Below are 13,972 nucleotides of genomic sequence, written 5' to 3'. Positions count from 1 at the left end.
TTAAAGCACTTTACATGCAAAACCTTTTAAGTAGAAACCTTCTGGATATGCTGTATCGGTTGGGTGGTCAGCGGCTTGCTCAAAACGCTCCACAAACTTTACTTGGCGGTTAGCGTCTACGGCTGCATCAGCGATGATTTTCTGGAACAGAACTTGATCCATCAAGCCAGAGCACGAGTAGGTCAGTAGCGTGCCGCCCGGTTTTAGAATTTGCATTGCAAGCATGTTGATGTCTTTGTAACCACGACATGCGCCGTTTAGTTGTGCTTTGCTCTCTGCGAACTTCGGTGGGTCCATGATCACAACATCGAACTGAGTTCCTTGATCACGATACTCACGAAGCAGCTTAAACACGTCTGCATTTAGGAACACGGCACGCTTCTTCGAAATATCAAACTCGTTTAGTTCTGCGTTGAATTTTGCGGTATCTAAAGCAGGTTGTGACACGTCAGCGTTAATCACACGCTTTGCATCACCTTTTAGAGCGTAAAGTCCGAAGCCACCTGTGTAAGAGAAGCAGTTAAGAACTTCTTTGCCTTTCATATATTTCATCGCTTGCTGGCGACTATCACGTTGATCTAGGTAGAAACCTGTTTTGTGTCCGCCAACGATATCTACACTAATCTTTACGCCATTTTCTTCGATGACGACCGATTTAGGTGGCTCTTCGCCGTGCAAGACGCCCGTGATCTCTTTTAAACCTTCTTTTTTACGAACGGCCACGTCAGAGCGCTCGTACACATTACAATCAGGGAAGCACTCAACCAGAGCGTCAACAATAGCCTGCTTATTGTGTTCTGCGCCAGCACTGAGAAGTTGGCACACAAAGAAATTTTGGTAACGGTCGATCGTAACGCCTGGTAAGCCGTCAGACTCTGCTGCGATAAGGCGATAACCCGTAAGGCCATCACGTTCGATAATGTCTTCACGAAGAAGTTGTGCGTCTTTAAGTCGTTTAACGAAAAACGCGGTGTCGATTTCTTCTTTATCAAAACTCCAAATACGAGCACGAATTTGTGAAGCTGGCGAATATGCCGCTTTAGCTAGCCATTTACCGTCGTGAGTGAATACATCAACCGTTTCGCCAAGAGCAGGTTCGCCCTCAACTTTGTTGATGCCTCGAGAGAAGATCCAAGGGTGCTTGCGCTTGACCGATTTCTCACGACCTTTAACCAAATAGATAGCAGCTTTCATTTCATTAGCTCTTGTTGAATTTTGAAAGGGGCGTATTGTCCGGGATGTGAATGGTAAAAGCAATATCCCTCGGCAATCCAGTACATTGTAGTGACTTTTAAATACAAAAAAGGTCACTAAAGTGACCCTTTTATTTGAATTTGCTGTAACAGATTCCGTTGCTATGCTTTAAGTCCAGTAAGTAGTGCTTCCATGGTGTCGCTTTGCTTACGCAGTTGATCAACGTTTTGTGAAGTCGTGCTTATCATATTGCACACGTTATCTGCTTGAACTCGAATCTCTTCAACGCTTGAGGCGATATTGTCCGCGACTACACCTTGCTCTTCAGCTGCTGTTGCAATTTGAATGCTACTGTCGGAGATAGTTTGATTTTTATCTGCCAAAGAGCCGATTTCGTGATTCACTTCCGTCATGAGGTTTTGTCCCTCATTTGCATTATTAACTGTCACTTCCATCAGCTTAGTAAGCGACTGGCTGTTACGCTGTAACGATTCAATCATCGTTTGGATTTCAACTGTCGCTTGCTGAGTGCGTCCCGCAAGAGCGCGAACCTCATCCGCAACGACAGCAAATCCACGACCTTGTTCTCCAGCACGTGCAGCTTCAATAGCCGCGTTCAGAGCAAGTAGGTTGGTTTGCTCGGAGATCCCATTGATGGTTGTCACGACTTCATCAATTTGTGCTGCATTGGCATCTAACTCGGCAACGGCTTGAGACGCAGATTGAATCTCATTAGAAAGGTTCGAAATCGAGTGAAGCGTATTCTCAACTTTCACTTGTCCAGACTGAGCCACGTTTCGCGCATCATCGGTTTGCGTGCTTGAATCGTGAGCTAGTGTCGCGACTTCTCGAATCGTTGATGCCATCTGTTCAGTTGCACTCGCAAGAGAGTTGAGGTGTTCCTGCTGAGTCGCTGAAATATCTGAACTGTGATGAATCGATTGATTCAGGTCTGAGCTAATTTGTTGCATTAACGCCACAGACTCTTGAATCGACAGCACCATTTGTTGCTCTCGTTCTGCAACTTTGTCTATCGTAATAGCAATTTCACTAAACTCGTCGCGAACAGGGAAGAAGTTCATTCTCGCGGTTAAGTCGCCACCCGCAAGGGTGTTTAATGCTTTGTTCATCGTGAACATCGCGCCGCCAATAAACGTCATGATGTAGTAAACGCCAAGAGCGAGAATAAACAAGCTCACACAGATGATGCTCACTTGAGTCGTTGATAGGGCAGTCCATAAAGAAAGTTCATGGTTCGCAACCAAACTGTACGCACCATTTAAAACAGACACGGATTGCGAACCAGAGCCAATAGAAACGGTTTCTGAACCCGCTATGAGGCTTGCTACTTGAGATTGAGAAAGGTTGCCTGCCTCTATCAGACCTTTCATAAGCATGAGCTCTTCTTGGTACATACTTGAGATCAGTGTATTAGCCGCGCTATTAAGGACGAGAGTGAGAATGACTAAAGCAAGAAGAGGGAGAACGAAGAGCAAATAGAACTTTTCTTGAATCTTTAAGTGAATGAGATACTTATCAATCCAGCGGAATGGAATTTCTTTCATAATTATAATAACCGTGCAAAAACCCACTATCCTTAGTGGGGTGAATAGACGAAAAGAATATATCACTCAGTAAAAAGAAGCGGTACAAAGATGAACGTAAAGTGTGAGAGATTTATAGTAAAAGGTCACGTTCAAGGCGTCGGCTTTCGTTACCATACTTCCCATCAAGGATTGAAGCTAGGGTTAACAGGTTATGCGAAGAACCTAAACAATGGCGATGTTGAAGTGATGGCGTGTGGAACAGACGCGCAAATAGTTGCGTTTTCGGAATGGTTACAAGAAGGACCGCGAACGGCAACAGTAGAGCATGTGATGCAGGAGCCTTCGTCGTATAAGCCGTTACGCGGTTTTAAAATTTTATGAATCTACAAGCATTTAGCTGGCTTTGGTAGGCCGGCTAATTTGGTTGCTTGTTTGGCTGGTCCCTTTTTAAACAGCTTGAATAGATACTTACTGTTACCTTTTTCCGGGCCGTGTGCTTTTTCCATCGCTTTCACAAGCATACGCACTGCAGGGGAGGTATTAAACTCTTCATAAAAGTCTCGCACAAAATGCACAACTTCCAAATGAGCATCCGTAAGCTCGATGTCTTCTTCTTTTGCTAAAAGCTCAATCATACCTTCTTCCCATTGAGTATGATCCAATAAGTAGCCTTGAGCATCCGTTTCAATTTCTTTGCCGTTGTAAACGAACATAACGTTTTATCCGTTAAGTAAACATGGATGTTTATAGATTAGCGACAGCCGAGAATGTTCTCAACAAAAGAATCTCGAAGTAGTGCCGAGCGAAGCAAAAGCGTACAAAGTAGTGGCCTATAACTGAATACTCTTAAATTATATTTTAAGCATAAATTTGTTTTTTTATTCGTGTTGTTAGAAAATTTTCGGGGTTGATATCGGTGGTTTTGCATTGTTATGCAATTCACTTGGTGTGATTGATTTGTCAGTTATATTTATTGTTTTAGATAAGTCGATCACAACGAATATAAACTAGTTTTAAATCAAAAGAATAAATTGAAAAAAATCGTTATGTTCACCCATGCTTAACAACAACACGGAGCAATTCAGGAGTGTATGGAGTGGTCGAATCTTTTCGTTTCCATTGGATGGGCGGTACTGCAAGCATGCTTTAGCATTTTCTCTTTTCTATGTCTGACGGGATTTGTAAAACATAATCCTATAAAACCGAAGTATGCTTGGTTGCAGTACATCTATGGGCCGTTACTTTTTTTGACTTGGGGAGTCATGTTAGTGACACCGATGATGTCGGCCTACATATTTTTTAGCGTAGCTGGTAAATCAGTAGTCTGGTTGCCCGCGCTCAAGATGTTCGGTTATTGGTGGGTTGCGTTTGGAGTATTTTGCTTCTTGTCATCAGTCGATGAGCGATTGCGAAGTCGCGGTTTGAATTAAGACAAGTTATACCCTGAAATCAGTTTACAAACTGAGAGAGGTGATTATAAAGCGCTCATACAAGCGATATAGCGATTGTTTGAGAATTAATAGCTTAAACGTTGTGTTTGTTTTCATAGACCGATATTCTCATTGGATTAATGAAAGCCTGTATTCAGGTTAGAAACAACAATGATGACAAGGAGTTAGTCATGTCGAAACAACGTTACATTGAGATTAATGACAATGTAAAATCCACTTGGTCCATCGAGCGTATTTGGCAACTTGCAGAATCCTTACCTGTAGAAGAAATTTCGATTGATGATATCAAAGGCCCAAATGAAGTGACTTGGTTTAGTCATGAAGGGCCACAGCCAACCTGCCGCGAAATTGCAAAACATTGCCAACGAATCAACAATGCTGATTTGTCGTATCCGGTAATCTTAACCAGTGACTATCGTGTTTTTGACGGTATGCACCGAATCGCCAAGCAAATCATGTTAGGAGAGGAAACGATCAAAGTGAGACGCTTTAGAGAAAACCCAGAAGCTGACGAAGTTATCGAGTTGTCAGTAGAGCAGGCGTAATACACTGAATTGCACACAAAGAAAAAGCCCGAAGGAATTACCTTCGGGCTTTTTGATTCTACTTAACGAGAAACGATTAATCGTCGTTCATAATACCTAGAATGCTTAGTAGGCTGATGAAGATGTTGTAGATTGATACATACAAAGTTACTGTCGCAGAGATATAGTTTGTTTCACCGCCACGAATAATGCTTTGTGTTGTCATCAGGATCGCCATAGTAGAGAAAATGATAAACAAGCTGCTCAACGCCAAGTGTAACAGGGTTGATTGAATAAAGAAGCTTGCAATCATGCCCACAACCAGCACAACAAATAGTGATAGCATTAAGCCACCCATCATCGATAGGTCACGTTTCGTTGTTAGTGCGTATGCCGATGCTGCCATGAAAGATAGTGCCGTACCACCGAGTGCGGTTAATACGATATCGCCCATGCCTGCACCGATGTACATGTTTAGAATAGGGCCAACGGTGTAACCTAAGAAGCCAGTAAATAGGAACGTAAACACAAGGCCAAGACTGTTGTTACGGTTTTTTTCTGTTAAGAATAATAGGCCGTAGAAACCAACCAGCATTAGGATGATACCTGGATGTGGAAGGTTAAATGCCATTGCAACGCCAGCAACGACTGCCGACCATAAAAGTGTCATTGAAAGTAGAGCGTAAGTATTACGCAATACTTTGTTCGTTTGTAGAGCACTTTCTTGAGTTGAAGTGCGGGTAAACATTGGACTGTTCATAATCTTCCTCGATAAGAGACTTTCTTTTAAGTACATTTATGGGATTGAAAGTTCAAAAAATCAAGCCCTAACCATACGTAACTTAGATAAAATAATAATAGAAATAAGATGTTATGTATTTGGCAACTTGTAACACAATATTACTGCTTAGCATAGCTATGTTGATTCTTACACAGATTTTTGAATTTAGTAACAAAAAGCACTGGCTTCATAGAAACCAGTGCTTTTTTATGTCGATTCGGCTAAATCTTAGTGGTGTAAGATTTGCGCTAGGAAGTTTTGGGTCCTATCCGATTGAGGATTCTCAAAGAAGTCGACCGGGTTGTTTTCTTCGATGATCTCTCCTGCGTCCATGAATATCACGCGATCGGCAACTTCTTTAGCAAAGCCCATTTCATGTGTCACACATAGCATAGTCATGCCTTCCTCGGCGAGTTCGACCATTACATCCAGTACTTCGCGAACCATTTCCGGGTCGAGTGCAGATGTTGGCTCATCAAAAAGCATGACTTTAGGGTTCATACACAAAGAGCGAGCAATCGCCACGCGTTGTTGCTGACCACCAGACAACTGACCGGGATACTTCTCCGCTTGGTCTGGAATTTTAACACGTTCCAGATATTTCATCGCAACGGCTTCTGCCTCATCTTTTGGCATCTTCTTCACCCAGATAGGCGCGAGCGTACAGTTTTCCAGTACGGTTAAATGAGGGAAGAGATTAAAGTGTTGAAAGCACATGCCCACTTCTCGGCGTACTGCTTCAATGTTCTTTAAGTCTTCAGTTAATTCCGTACCAGAGACGTAAATGCTGCCTGCTTGGTGCTCTTCAAGGCGGTTAATACAGCGAATCATCGTTGATTTTCCCGACCCAGATGGGCCACAGATAACGATTTTCTCCCCGCGCTTAACGTCGAGGTTAATATTTTTTAGTACGTGAAACTCACCATACCATTTATTCATGTCCTTCAATTGGATCATGTAATCTTGTTGTTGCGTCATAATACGTCCTTGATCTTGATGAGTTATCGTTTGTGACCGGTATGAAGTTTGTTTTCAAGCCATATCGAGTAGCGCGACATGCCAAAACAAAATACCCAAAACACTAACGCGACAAATACATAACTTTCTGTAGCAAAACCTAACCATTCAGGGTCGGTGTTTGCTGCTTGCCCTATACCGAGTACGTCAAACATACCAATGATGAGTACCAAACTGGTGTCTTTAAACAAACCGATGAAGGTGTTCACGATAGAAGGAATAGTAATCTTTAGCGCCTGTGGCAAGATAATAAGCCCAGTCTTTTTCCAGTAACTTAACCCAAGCGCATCAGCGGCTTCATATTGACCTTTCGGAATGGCTTGTAGACCACCGCGTACCACTTCTGCCATGTAAGCGGAGGCAAACATAACCACACCTATAAGGGCGCGAATCAGTTTATCTGTCTCTGAGCCTTCAGACATAAACAATGGAAGCATAACCGAAGCCATGAACAAAACCGTAATCAGAGGAACGCCACGCCAAACTTCAATGTAGACGGTACAAATGCTGCGAATGATCGGCATCTCTGAACGTCTACCAAGCGCAAGTACCACACCAATTGGCAGTGAAACTACGATACCAACTAACGCAATAATGAGCGTAACGAGTAATCCACCCCATTTGTGTGTATCGACCACTTCTAGTCCAAAGACACCCCCGTACAACAGCCCTGCGATGATGAATGGGTAGATGTTTACGAAGAAAAGCCAAATCCACATCCGTTTCGGTGTCTTCTCATACGCGAGTAAAACAGTAAATATGGCCAATGTGATATAGAAAAGGCGAGGGCGCCAAAGTTCGGACTCTGGATAAAAACCATACATGAACTGCTCCCAGCGCACGCTGATAAATACCCAGCAAGCACCATCTCGGCTACAGTCGTCACGCGTTGAGCCAATCCAGTCTGCGTTAATAAACGCCCAATCCACGATATACCATATTGCAGTTACGACAATATACGCAAGAATGACAGTAACAATGGAATTGATAAGGCCATTAAATAGATTTTTCCGCATCCAACCAACGAAGCCTACAGTATTGGCGGGTGGTGGGAGATCCGGTTGAAATTGATGAGTACTCATATTATCTCTCCACCAGCGCGACTTTACGGTTATACAAGTTCATTAATGCAGACGTAATCAGACTTAATGTCAAGTACACGCCCATCGTCATCGCAATGATCTCAATCGCTTGTCCCGTTTGGTTCAGGGTAGTACCAGCAAACACAGAGACAAGATCTGGGTAACCAATCGCCATCGCTAACGATGAGTTTTTGGTGAGGTTGAGATATTGACTGGTTAAAGGTGGAATAATAATTCGTAACGCTTGAGGAATGACAACAAGCTTTAAAGTTTTCGAGCGTGGTAAGCCTAGCGACATCGCTGCTTCGGTTTGACCATGGCTAACCGCATTAATACCAGAGCGCACAATCTCAGCAATGAAAGAAGCTGTATAAACACTCAATGCCAAAAGTAGCGCAGCCAATTCAGGAATAATGCTAATACCACCTCGGAAGTTAAACCCTTTTAGTTCAGGATAATTCAGTGAAATTGGCATACCAGCAAGGAAGTACACAACCAATGGAAGGCCAACAACTAAACCCAAAACTATTCTTCCCATTGGGGTTTGTTGCCCGGTGAGACGTTGCTTATTATTCGCCCATACATTAATTAATAAGCTTGCGATTACCCCGAAGATTAACGCGGCAATAACGTAGCTACTGCCAGGTTCCATAGTCGGTGCAGGGAAATATAAGCCACGAACGTTCAGGAAAATAGCTTCACCAAGACTTAAGCTTTGGCGTGGTGAGGGTAATGCTTGAAGAACAGCGAAATACCAGAAGAATATTTGCAGAAGAAGGGGGATATTTCGGAAAGTTTCGATATAAACTGCCGCTAAACGACTAACTAACCAGTTAGAAGAAAGGCGGGCAACCCCCATGGTAAAGCCAATCACAGTAGCCAGAATAATACCTAATACGGAGACTAACGCCGTATTAAGAAGGCCGATGATAAATGTTCTACCGTAAGAGTACGTTTCATCGTATTCAATTAATGTTAACCCAATACCAAACCCGGCTTCTTGATTCAGAAAACCGAAGCCCGTTGCAATACCACGAGCATCTAAGTTATTGAGAGCGTTGTTTACAATCGTGTAAAAGAAAAATACCAGTGCAGCAATGGCAATGATCTGGAAAATAGCAGAACGAAAGGCAGGATTATAAATCAGGCTCTTGCTTCCGCTTGGTTTGGACATCGTACTTGGCGATGCATCTTGTGTCGGTTTCATACAGCGATAACCTCAAACCTTAGTTATAGATATCGGCCTGTATAACGAAGTTTCGTCCTTGCTGGCTAAAGAATAACGCTCTCATGTCTAGTGGCTTACGAACCTTTAAAGCCGTTCCACAAAGCGAGCGCTTTTCGCCATCCAATGAGCGATCCTTACTCATACAGTGAGATATAATCAAGAAAAAGGGCGGCATGAACCGCCCTGATTAACTCTTTCTATCGGATTGGTGGCGCGTACATAAAGCCGCCTGCATTCCATAGCGCATTAACGCCACGAGAGATTTCTAACGGCGAACCAGTACCGACTGTACGTTCGAAGCTTTCACCATAATTACCAACTTGTTTGATAACTTGGTAGCCCCAATCGTCACGAATACCCAAACCTTTGCCTTTAGGGCCATCAACACCGAGGATACGTTTGATGTTTGGATCTGTTGACTTCAGCATTTCATCCGCATTCTTCGAACTAATACCGTATTCTTCAGCGTTAATCATCGCAGACAATGTCCACTTAGCGATGTTAAACCATTGATCATCGCCTTGACGAACGACTGGACCTAGTGGCTCTTTAGAGATGATTTCTGGAAGAACGGCCGCAGAGGACGGATCTTTCAAATTCAAACGCAGTGCATAAAGGCCAGATTGGTCAGTTGTTAATACGTCACAGCGTCCCGCATCAAAACCTTTCGAAGTTTGCGCAGCTGTGTCGAATACCACTGGTTTGTACGCCATGCCTTGGTTGCGGAAATAATCTGCAAGGTTTAGCTCGGTTGTTGTACCTGATTGAACACATACCGACGCACCATCAAGCTCTTTAGCACTTGATATACCAAGTTCCTTCTTCACCATAAAGCCTTGACCGTCGTAGTAGTTCACACCTACGAAGTTTAGGCCCAGTGCAGTGTCACGGTGGAGAGTCCAGGTCGTGTTACGGGAAAGCACATCAATCTCACCAGATTGAAGCGCAGTGAAACGTTCTTTTGCGGTTAGGGGTACATATTTAACTTTCGTTTTATCCCCAAGAACGGCTGCAGCCAGTGCTTGGCAATATTCTACGTCGATACCTTCCCATTCGCCTTTTGAGTTAGGGTTAGAGAAACCAGGTAGACCGGTACTTACGCCACAAGTAAGAAAGCCTTGTTTTGTGACTTTGTCCAGAGTAGTGTCTGCTGCTTGAGCTGATGTTGCCATCATCGCAGTAGAAGCCGCTACGACGGAAGCAAGAACTGTGAGTTTATTTGCCATTTGTATCCTTCCTGTATGATCCATGTTTAATCAGGAGTGACCTGAAATAACGTGTCCAATTCGTTAGAGTTATCGTCCTACGTGATTGATTTTCGAAGAAACGGCATTCGATAGATCAACCAGTTATAAGCGTAGGAAAGGATCTGTTAATTCTCAAATATATAATTTAAATGAAGTTTTGAGAGAACTTACAAAGTGCCTTGAGATTTAGAATGACGAAATGTTAATTGTTTGTAAATAGTGCAATTCATGGACAATTTGGTGCATCAGAACAATCAATAGAAGAGTGAACAATACAAAAGAATAAAAAGTTGTTATTAAAACTGTCATTAGCTGAGCAAGGTGAAGTTTAGTAAAAATTCAAACAAAAATTATTTGTGATACCGAAACAGGGTGATGAGCTTGCCCCATTTTTGGTAGCATGGTCTACAACAGCTAATTAGAGTAATCATGGATTGAAATGCGATATTTTCCTCTGTTCTTAGATTTAATTAATAAACCCGTTCTCGTCGTGGGTGGCGGTGAGGTGGCAAGCCGAAAGGTGGAAGCGTTGCTAAAGGCTGGGGCGGATGTGACTATCGTTTCTCCGACGTTGGTTGATTTTCTGTCTAAGCTTGCTTCTGAGCATCAACTGCGCTGGGTACAACGTTTCTATTCGAGTGACATTGTCACTAAAAGCTTTGTTCAAGTGTGGGCGACGACAGACAATCCTGAGCTAAATCACCAAGTGTACAAAGATGCCAAAGAGCTAGGCATCTTGGTTAACGTTGTGGATGATAAGCCTTATTGTGATTTCATCACGCCGTCTATGATTAATCGTGGCCGCATCCAAATCGCTATCTCTAGTGGTGGAGCTTCGCCAGTTTTAATTCGAAACATCCGTGAAAAACTTGAATCGATACTGCCACAAAACATGGGGTTGATGGCGGATTTTGCTAACTCAAAGCGAAACTCAATTAAAGAGGCATTGCCTAGCGTCGATTTACGCCGTAAGTTTTGGGAGCAATTCTTCTCGAATCCCGAGGTTGAAAACGCACGAGATAATCGAGAGTTAGAAGCAATTTACCAAGCGACCATGGCAACACCTTTAGATGAAAAGGGAAGTTGTACTTGGGTTCATGTTGGGAAAGATGTTGAGATGTTGCCAATAAAAGCCGTACGCTATATGCAACAAGCGGAGCTGGCTCTGTACTCAACTCGATGTGAAGCGAATGTGTTAGAACTAATACGAAGAGATGCAGAAAGAGAAGCTTTCTCGAGCGCTGCTGAGCTTTCGGATATGCTGGCCAAGGCTAAAGCTGAAAAGCTTCGAATTTGCGTGTTCATACCACAAGGAACGAGCGAATTCGTATTGCTGCAAGGGCAGGACTTAGTTATCTAGCAATGCCAAATGCTAAAGTGGATACGTAGTTCGTTACACTAAAGCCAATAAAAAACGCCAGCGGATTATGCGCTGGCGTTTTTATTTACTTCTCAGATTGATTAATCACGGAAGTTGTTAAACTGGAATGGGATACCCATCTCTGCTTCACGAATCGCTGCCATTGTCGCTTGCAGGTCGTCGCGTTTCTTACCAGTAACACGTACTTTGTCGCCTTGAATAGAGGCTTGTACTTTTAACTTTGCGTCTTTGATAAGTTTCACTACTTTTTTCGCCGTTGGAGTATCAATACCTTGGCGGAAAAGCAGAGTTTGGTGCCAGTTTTTACCAGTAACGTCTGGGTCTTGTGCATCCATTGCGTTCGCGTCAATGTTACGCTTCGCTAAGTGGCCGCGTAAAATGTCGCGCATTTGCTTAAGTTGGAAGTCACCTTCCGCAGACATTTTTACGTTTTCTTCTACTAGCTCAAAGCTCGCATTTACGTTGCGGAAATCGAAACGAGTAGACAATTCACGGTTAGCGTTATCAACGGCGTTACGTAGTTCAACCGTATCGATTTCAGAAACAATATCAAACGATGGCATGAAGATTCCTTGATTATTTTGTTATAGGGACTTTCGGGACTTAACAGCGCTTGCCAGCATATCTAGCATTGTAGCAGTGTCTTCCCAACCTAGGCATGGATCTGTAATAGACTGACCATACGTTAGGTTATTGATGTCAGTCATTGGCTGATTGCCTTCAAGAATAAAGCTTTCAGCCATGATACCCGCAATACGAGTGCTGCCTGACTTAATTTGGTTACAAATGTCCTGAGCTACGTCGATTTGTTTTCTGTGTTGCTTCTGACAGTTTGCATGGCTGAAATCCACAACCAAACGTTGTGGCAATCCAAACTCAGCTAAAGCATCACATGCTTGTTTGACTGATGCTTCATCAAAGTTAGGGCCTTTTTCTCCACCGCGCAGAATAATATGACCATAAGGGTTACCACTTGTGCGGTAAACCGTCATTCGACCGTTCTTATCTGGCGAGTAGAAGTAATGCGATGCTTTCGATGCGCGAATTGCATCAATTGCAATTTTTACGTTGCCATTTGTGCCATTTTTGAAACCAACTGGGCAAGATAGTGCCGACGCCATTTCACGGTGAATTTGTGATTCTGTTGTGCGAGCACCAATCGCGCCCCAAGTGATCAAATCCGCGATGTATTGGCCAGTGATCATATCAAGAAACTCAGTAGCAGTCGCAAGACCAAGCTTGTTGATATCCAGTAGTAGTTTACGAGCTTTATGAAGACCAGCTTCAAGTGCGTAAGAACCATCTAGGTTAGGGTCCGTAATCAAACCTTTCCAACCAACTACTGTACGAGGCTTTTCAAAGTAAGTACGCATCACGATAAACAGTTCGTCTTTGTACTTGTCTTGGATTTCACTCAGGCGAGTGGCGTAATCAATGGCAGCTTCAGTGTCGTGAACAGAACACGGACCTACAATCGCAAGAAGGCGATCGTCTTCACCCGATAAAATGTTTTCAATCTGACGACGAGATTGAGCGATACGGTCTGCAACGTCATCCGTAATAGGATGTACACTACCTAGCTCTGCTGGGGTAGGCATTGGACCCAAAGGCTGGGTTCTCAATTCATCTGTTTTTATAGGCATGTTATAGCTTTATTCTCTATTGCGAAGGGGTAAAGATAACGGAATTACAGGCAGGAATAAACCGTTTCACGGGAATCTTCGCCAGGAAATACCGAATTGTATACAAAGGTGTAGGTATTCATTTAAATGACTTATGTATAAATGACAAAACTTGATCATTAAATCAATATATATACATTTGAATTTATAACCATTTTATCTATCTCGCTGTAAGGTAATCTAAGTAACTGCGATAAACTTCATACCTTATGGGTGACACCGTCACTTTGTGAGGGTTAAATAACTCGTGAGATCGAGCTTTTGTTAACATTTCTTTGACATCTATTTCTTTCGTTGATTAACTGGTCTGACTAGATTGGTAAGGAGACCAAAATGTTATCAGCTCTACGTCGTGCGAATTTGTATCTAAATCTGTTTGGCTTTTCGAAAGTGCCGCTGATTTGGCTTTGCCACCCTAAAATCATTGCGATAGATAGCAAGCATGTTGAGGTTCGTATCCCATTGCGCAGAAGAACGAAGAACCACCTGAATAGCATGTATTTCGGCGCTTTAGCCGTTGGCGCTGATGTTGCTGGTGGTTTTCTTGCTATGAGTAAAGCGCAAGAAAAGGGAGAAGCGATCTCGCTAGCATTTAAAGGTGTGAAAGCCGAGTTTTTAAAGCGCCCGGAAGCCGATGTGCACTTTGTTTGTAACGATGGTCATGTCATTGATGAGATGCTCGAGCACACCTTGGCAACGGGTGAACGAGTAAATCGTGACGTAAAAATTGTCGCGCTGTGTCCTAACTTACATGGTGACGAGCCAATGGCTGAATTCTCGCTTACTCTTTCGATAAAAAAAGCAGCCCAACAAAGAAAAGAGGCTGCCTAGTGGTTTG

14 protein-coding genes are annotated in these 13,972 nt (G+C 43.2%); 4 read left to right on the top strand and 10 right to left on the bottom strand.

Annotated elements, in window-relative coordinates; all coding sequences use genetic code 11:
• The gene (locus tag R7D93_RS15480) at positions 1 to 1,194 is read right to left on the bottom strand and encodes a class I SAM-dependent methyltransferase (RefSeq protein ID WP_225496894.1); all 1,194 of its coding nucleotides are present in this window, start codon (positions 1,192 to 1,194) and stop codon (positions 1 to 3) included.
• A gap of 161 nt (positions 1,195 to 1,355) precedes the next feature.
• Positions 1,356 to 2,759 carry a methyl-accepting chemotaxis protein gene (locus R7D93_RS15475; RefSeq protein WP_017821867.1) on the bottom strand — a complete coding sequence of 468 codons (1,404 nt, stop codon included), beginning with the start codon at positions 2,757 to 2,759 and terminating at the stop codon, positions 1,356 to 1,358.
• Positions 2,760 to 2,849: 90 nt separating this feature from the next.
• Here R7D93_RS15475 and yccX point away from each other — a divergent pair, with 90 nt between their 5' ends.
• On the top strand, positions 2,850 to 3,122 hold the full coding sequence (yccX, locus tag R7D93_RS15470; protein WP_213973163.1) for an acylphosphatase: 273 nt from the start codon (positions 2,850 to 2,852) through the stop codon (positions 3,120 to 3,122).
• Positions 3,123 to 3,124: 2 nt separating this feature from the next.
• On the opposite strand, the gene R7D93_RS15465 is transcribed toward yccX, so the two are convergent.
• Positions 3,125 to 3,454, bottom strand: coding sequence for a TusE/DsrC/DsvC family sulfur relay protein (locus R7D93_RS15465; RefSeq protein ID WP_005377396.1), 330 nt, complete (start codon positions 3,452 to 3,454; stop codon positions 3,125 to 3,127).
• Positions 3,455 to 4,362: 908 nt separating this feature from the next.
• Here R7D93_RS15465 and R7D93_RS15460 point away from each other — a divergent pair.
• Positions 4,363 to 4,737: a chromosome partitioning protein ParB gene (locus R7D93_RS15460; RefSeq protein WP_005377398.1), complete on the top strand. Its 375-nt coding sequence runs from the start codon at positions 4,363 to 4,365 to the stop codon at positions 4,735 to 4,737.
• 76 nt (positions 4,738 to 4,813) lie between these two features.
• Here R7D93_RS15460 and R7D93_RS15455 read toward each other — a convergent pair whose 3' ends face one another.
• The 5 genes from R7D93_RS15455 to R7D93_RS15435 all read right to left on the bottom strand — a co-directional run bounded on the left by R7D93_RS15455 (position 4,814) and on the right by R7D93_RS15435 (position 10,050).
• Complete coding sequence (locus R7D93_RS15455) at positions 4,814 to 5,476, bottom strand: Bax inhibitor-1/YccA family protein (protein ID WP_025766607.1); 663 nt, start codon at positions 5,474 to 5,476, stop codon at positions 4,814 to 4,816.
• Positions 5,477 to 5,725: 249 nt separating this feature from the next.
• Positions 5,726 to 6,475: an amino acid ABC transporter ATP-binding protein gene (locus tag R7D93_RS15450; RefSeq protein WP_005377400.1), complete on the bottom strand. Its 750-nt coding sequence runs from the start codon at positions 6,473 to 6,475 to the stop codon at positions 5,726 to 5,728.
• Positions 6,476 to 6,498: 23 nt separating this feature from the next.
• Positions 6,499 to 7,596, bottom strand: a complete 1,098-nt coding sequence (locus R7D93_RS15445) for an amino acid ABC transporter permease (protein ID WP_213868706.1) — start codon at positions 7,594 to 7,596, stop codon at positions 6,499 to 6,501.
• Between the two features lies 1 nt (position 7,597).
• Positions 7,598 to 8,803 (bottom strand): amino acid ABC transporter permease, encoded by a 1,206-nt coding sequence (locus tag R7D93_RS15440; protein ID WP_005377402.1) that lies wholly within the window; start codon positions 8,801 to 8,803, stop codon positions 7,598 to 7,600.
• A 218-nt stretch (positions 8,804 to 9,021) separates the two neighbouring features.
• On the bottom strand, positions 9,022 to 10,050 hold the full coding sequence (locus R7D93_RS15435; protein ID WP_005377403.1) for an amino acid ABC transporter substrate-binding protein: 1,029 nt from the start codon (positions 10,048 to 10,050) through the stop codon (positions 9,022 to 9,024).
• Between the two features lie 460 nt (positions 10,051 to 10,510).
• Here R7D93_RS15435 and R7D93_RS15430 point away from each other — a divergent pair, with 460 nt between their 5' ends.
• Complete coding sequence (locus R7D93_RS15430; RefSeq protein ID WP_005390199.1) at positions 10,511 to 11,431, top strand: bifunctional precorrin-2 dehydrogenase/sirohydrochlorin ferrochelatase; 921 nt, start codon at positions 10,511 to 10,513, stop codon at positions 11,429 to 11,431.
• 101 nt (positions 11,432 to 11,532) lie between these two features.
• Here R7D93_RS15430 and R7D93_RS15425 read toward each other — a convergent pair whose 3' ends face one another.
• Together R7D93_RS15425 and R7D93_RS15420 are read right to left on the bottom strand one after the other, a co-directional pair.
• A complete protein-coding gene (locus R7D93_RS15425; RefSeq protein WP_005377415.1) occupies positions 11,533 to 12,015 on the bottom strand; it encodes a YajQ family cyclic di-GMP-binding protein in 483 nt (160 codons plus the stop codon).
• Positions 12,016 to 12,036: 21 nt separating this feature from the next.
• The gene (locus R7D93_RS15420; protein WP_005390197.1) at positions 12,037 to 13,095 is read right to left on the bottom strand and encodes a 3-deoxy-7-phosphoheptulonate synthase; all 1,059 of its coding nucleotides are present in this window, start codon (positions 13,093 to 13,095) and stop codon (positions 12,037 to 12,039) included.
• A gap of 372 nt (positions 13,096 to 13,467) precedes the next feature.
• Here R7D93_RS15420 and R7D93_RS15415 point away from each other — a divergent pair, with 372 nt between their 5' ends.
• Positions 13,468 to 13,965, top strand: a complete 498-nt coding sequence (locus R7D93_RS15415; RefSeq protein ID WP_005377418.1) for a DUF4442 domain-containing protein — start codon at positions 13,468 to 13,470, stop codon at positions 13,963 to 13,965.
• Positions 13,966 to 13,972 lie beyond the last annotated feature (7 nt).

This window comes from Vibrio sp. YT-15 (assembly GCF_033337445.1).
In the GTDB taxonomy this organism is placed as follows: Bacteria; Pseudomonadota; Gammaproteobacteria; order Enterobacterales; family Vibrionaceae; genus Vibrio; species Vibrio alginolyticus.
This window is presented reverse-complemented; position numbering and strand designations above follow the sequence as displayed.

What these genes read in the sequence shown, in the direction of transcription:
- R7D93_RS15480 (WP_225496894.1), bottom strand. Translation starts at nt 1,194, where the DNA reads ATGAAAGCTGCTATCTATTTGGTTAAAGGTCGTGAGAAATCGGTCAAG.
- R7D93_RS15475 (WP_017821867.1), bottom strand. Translation starts at nt 2,759, where the DNA reads ATGAAAGAAATTCCATTCCGCTGGATTGATAAGTATCTCATTCACTTA.
- yccX (WP_213973163.1), top strand. Translation starts at nt 2,850, where the DNA reads ATGAACGTAAAGTGTGAGAGATTTATAGTAAAAGGTCACGTTCAAGGC.
- R7D93_RS15465 (WP_005377396.1), bottom strand. Translation starts at nt 3,454, where the DNA reads ATGTTCGTTTACAACGGCAAAGAAATTGAAACGGATGCTCAAGGCTAC.
- R7D93_RS15460 (WP_005377398.1), top strand. Translation starts at nt 4,363, where the DNA reads ATGTCGAAACAACGTTACATTGAGATTAATGACAATGTAAAATCCACT.
- R7D93_RS15455 (WP_025766607.1), bottom strand. Translation starts at nt 5,476, where the DNA reads ATGAACAGTCCAATGTTTACCCGCACTTCAACTCAAGAAAGTGCTCTA.
- R7D93_RS15450 (WP_005377400.1), bottom strand. Translation starts at nt 6,475, where the DNA reads ATGACGCAACAACAAGATTACATGATCCAATTGAAGGACATGAATAAA.
- R7D93_RS15445 (WP_213868706.1), bottom strand. Translation starts at nt 7,596, where the DNA reads ATGAGTACTCATCAATTTCAACCGGATCTCCCACCACCCGCCAATACT.
- R7D93_RS15440 (WP_005377402.1), bottom strand. Translation starts at nt 8,803, where the DNA reads ATGAAACCGACACAAGATGCATCGCCAAGTACGATGTCCAAACCAAGC.
- R7D93_RS15435 (WP_005377403.1), bottom strand. Translation starts at nt 10,050, where the DNA reads ATGGCAAATAAACTCACAGTTCTTGCTTCCGTCGTAGCGGCTTCTACT.
- R7D93_RS15430 (WP_005390199.1), top strand. Translation starts at nt 10,511, where the DNA reads ATGCGATATTTTCCTCTGTTCTTAGATTTAATTAATAAACCCGTTCTC.
- R7D93_RS15425 (WP_005377415.1), bottom strand. Translation starts at nt 12,015, where the DNA reads ATGCCATCGTTTGATATTGTTTCTGAAATCGATACGGTTGAACTACGT.
- R7D93_RS15420 (WP_005390197.1), bottom strand. Translation starts at nt 13,095, where the DNA reads ATGCCTATAAAAACAGATGAATTGAGAACCCAGCCTTTGGGTCCAATG.
- R7D93_RS15415 (WP_005377418.1), top strand. Translation starts at nt 13,468, where the DNA reads ATGTTATCAGCTCTACGTCGTGCGAATTTGTATCTAAATCTGTTTGGC.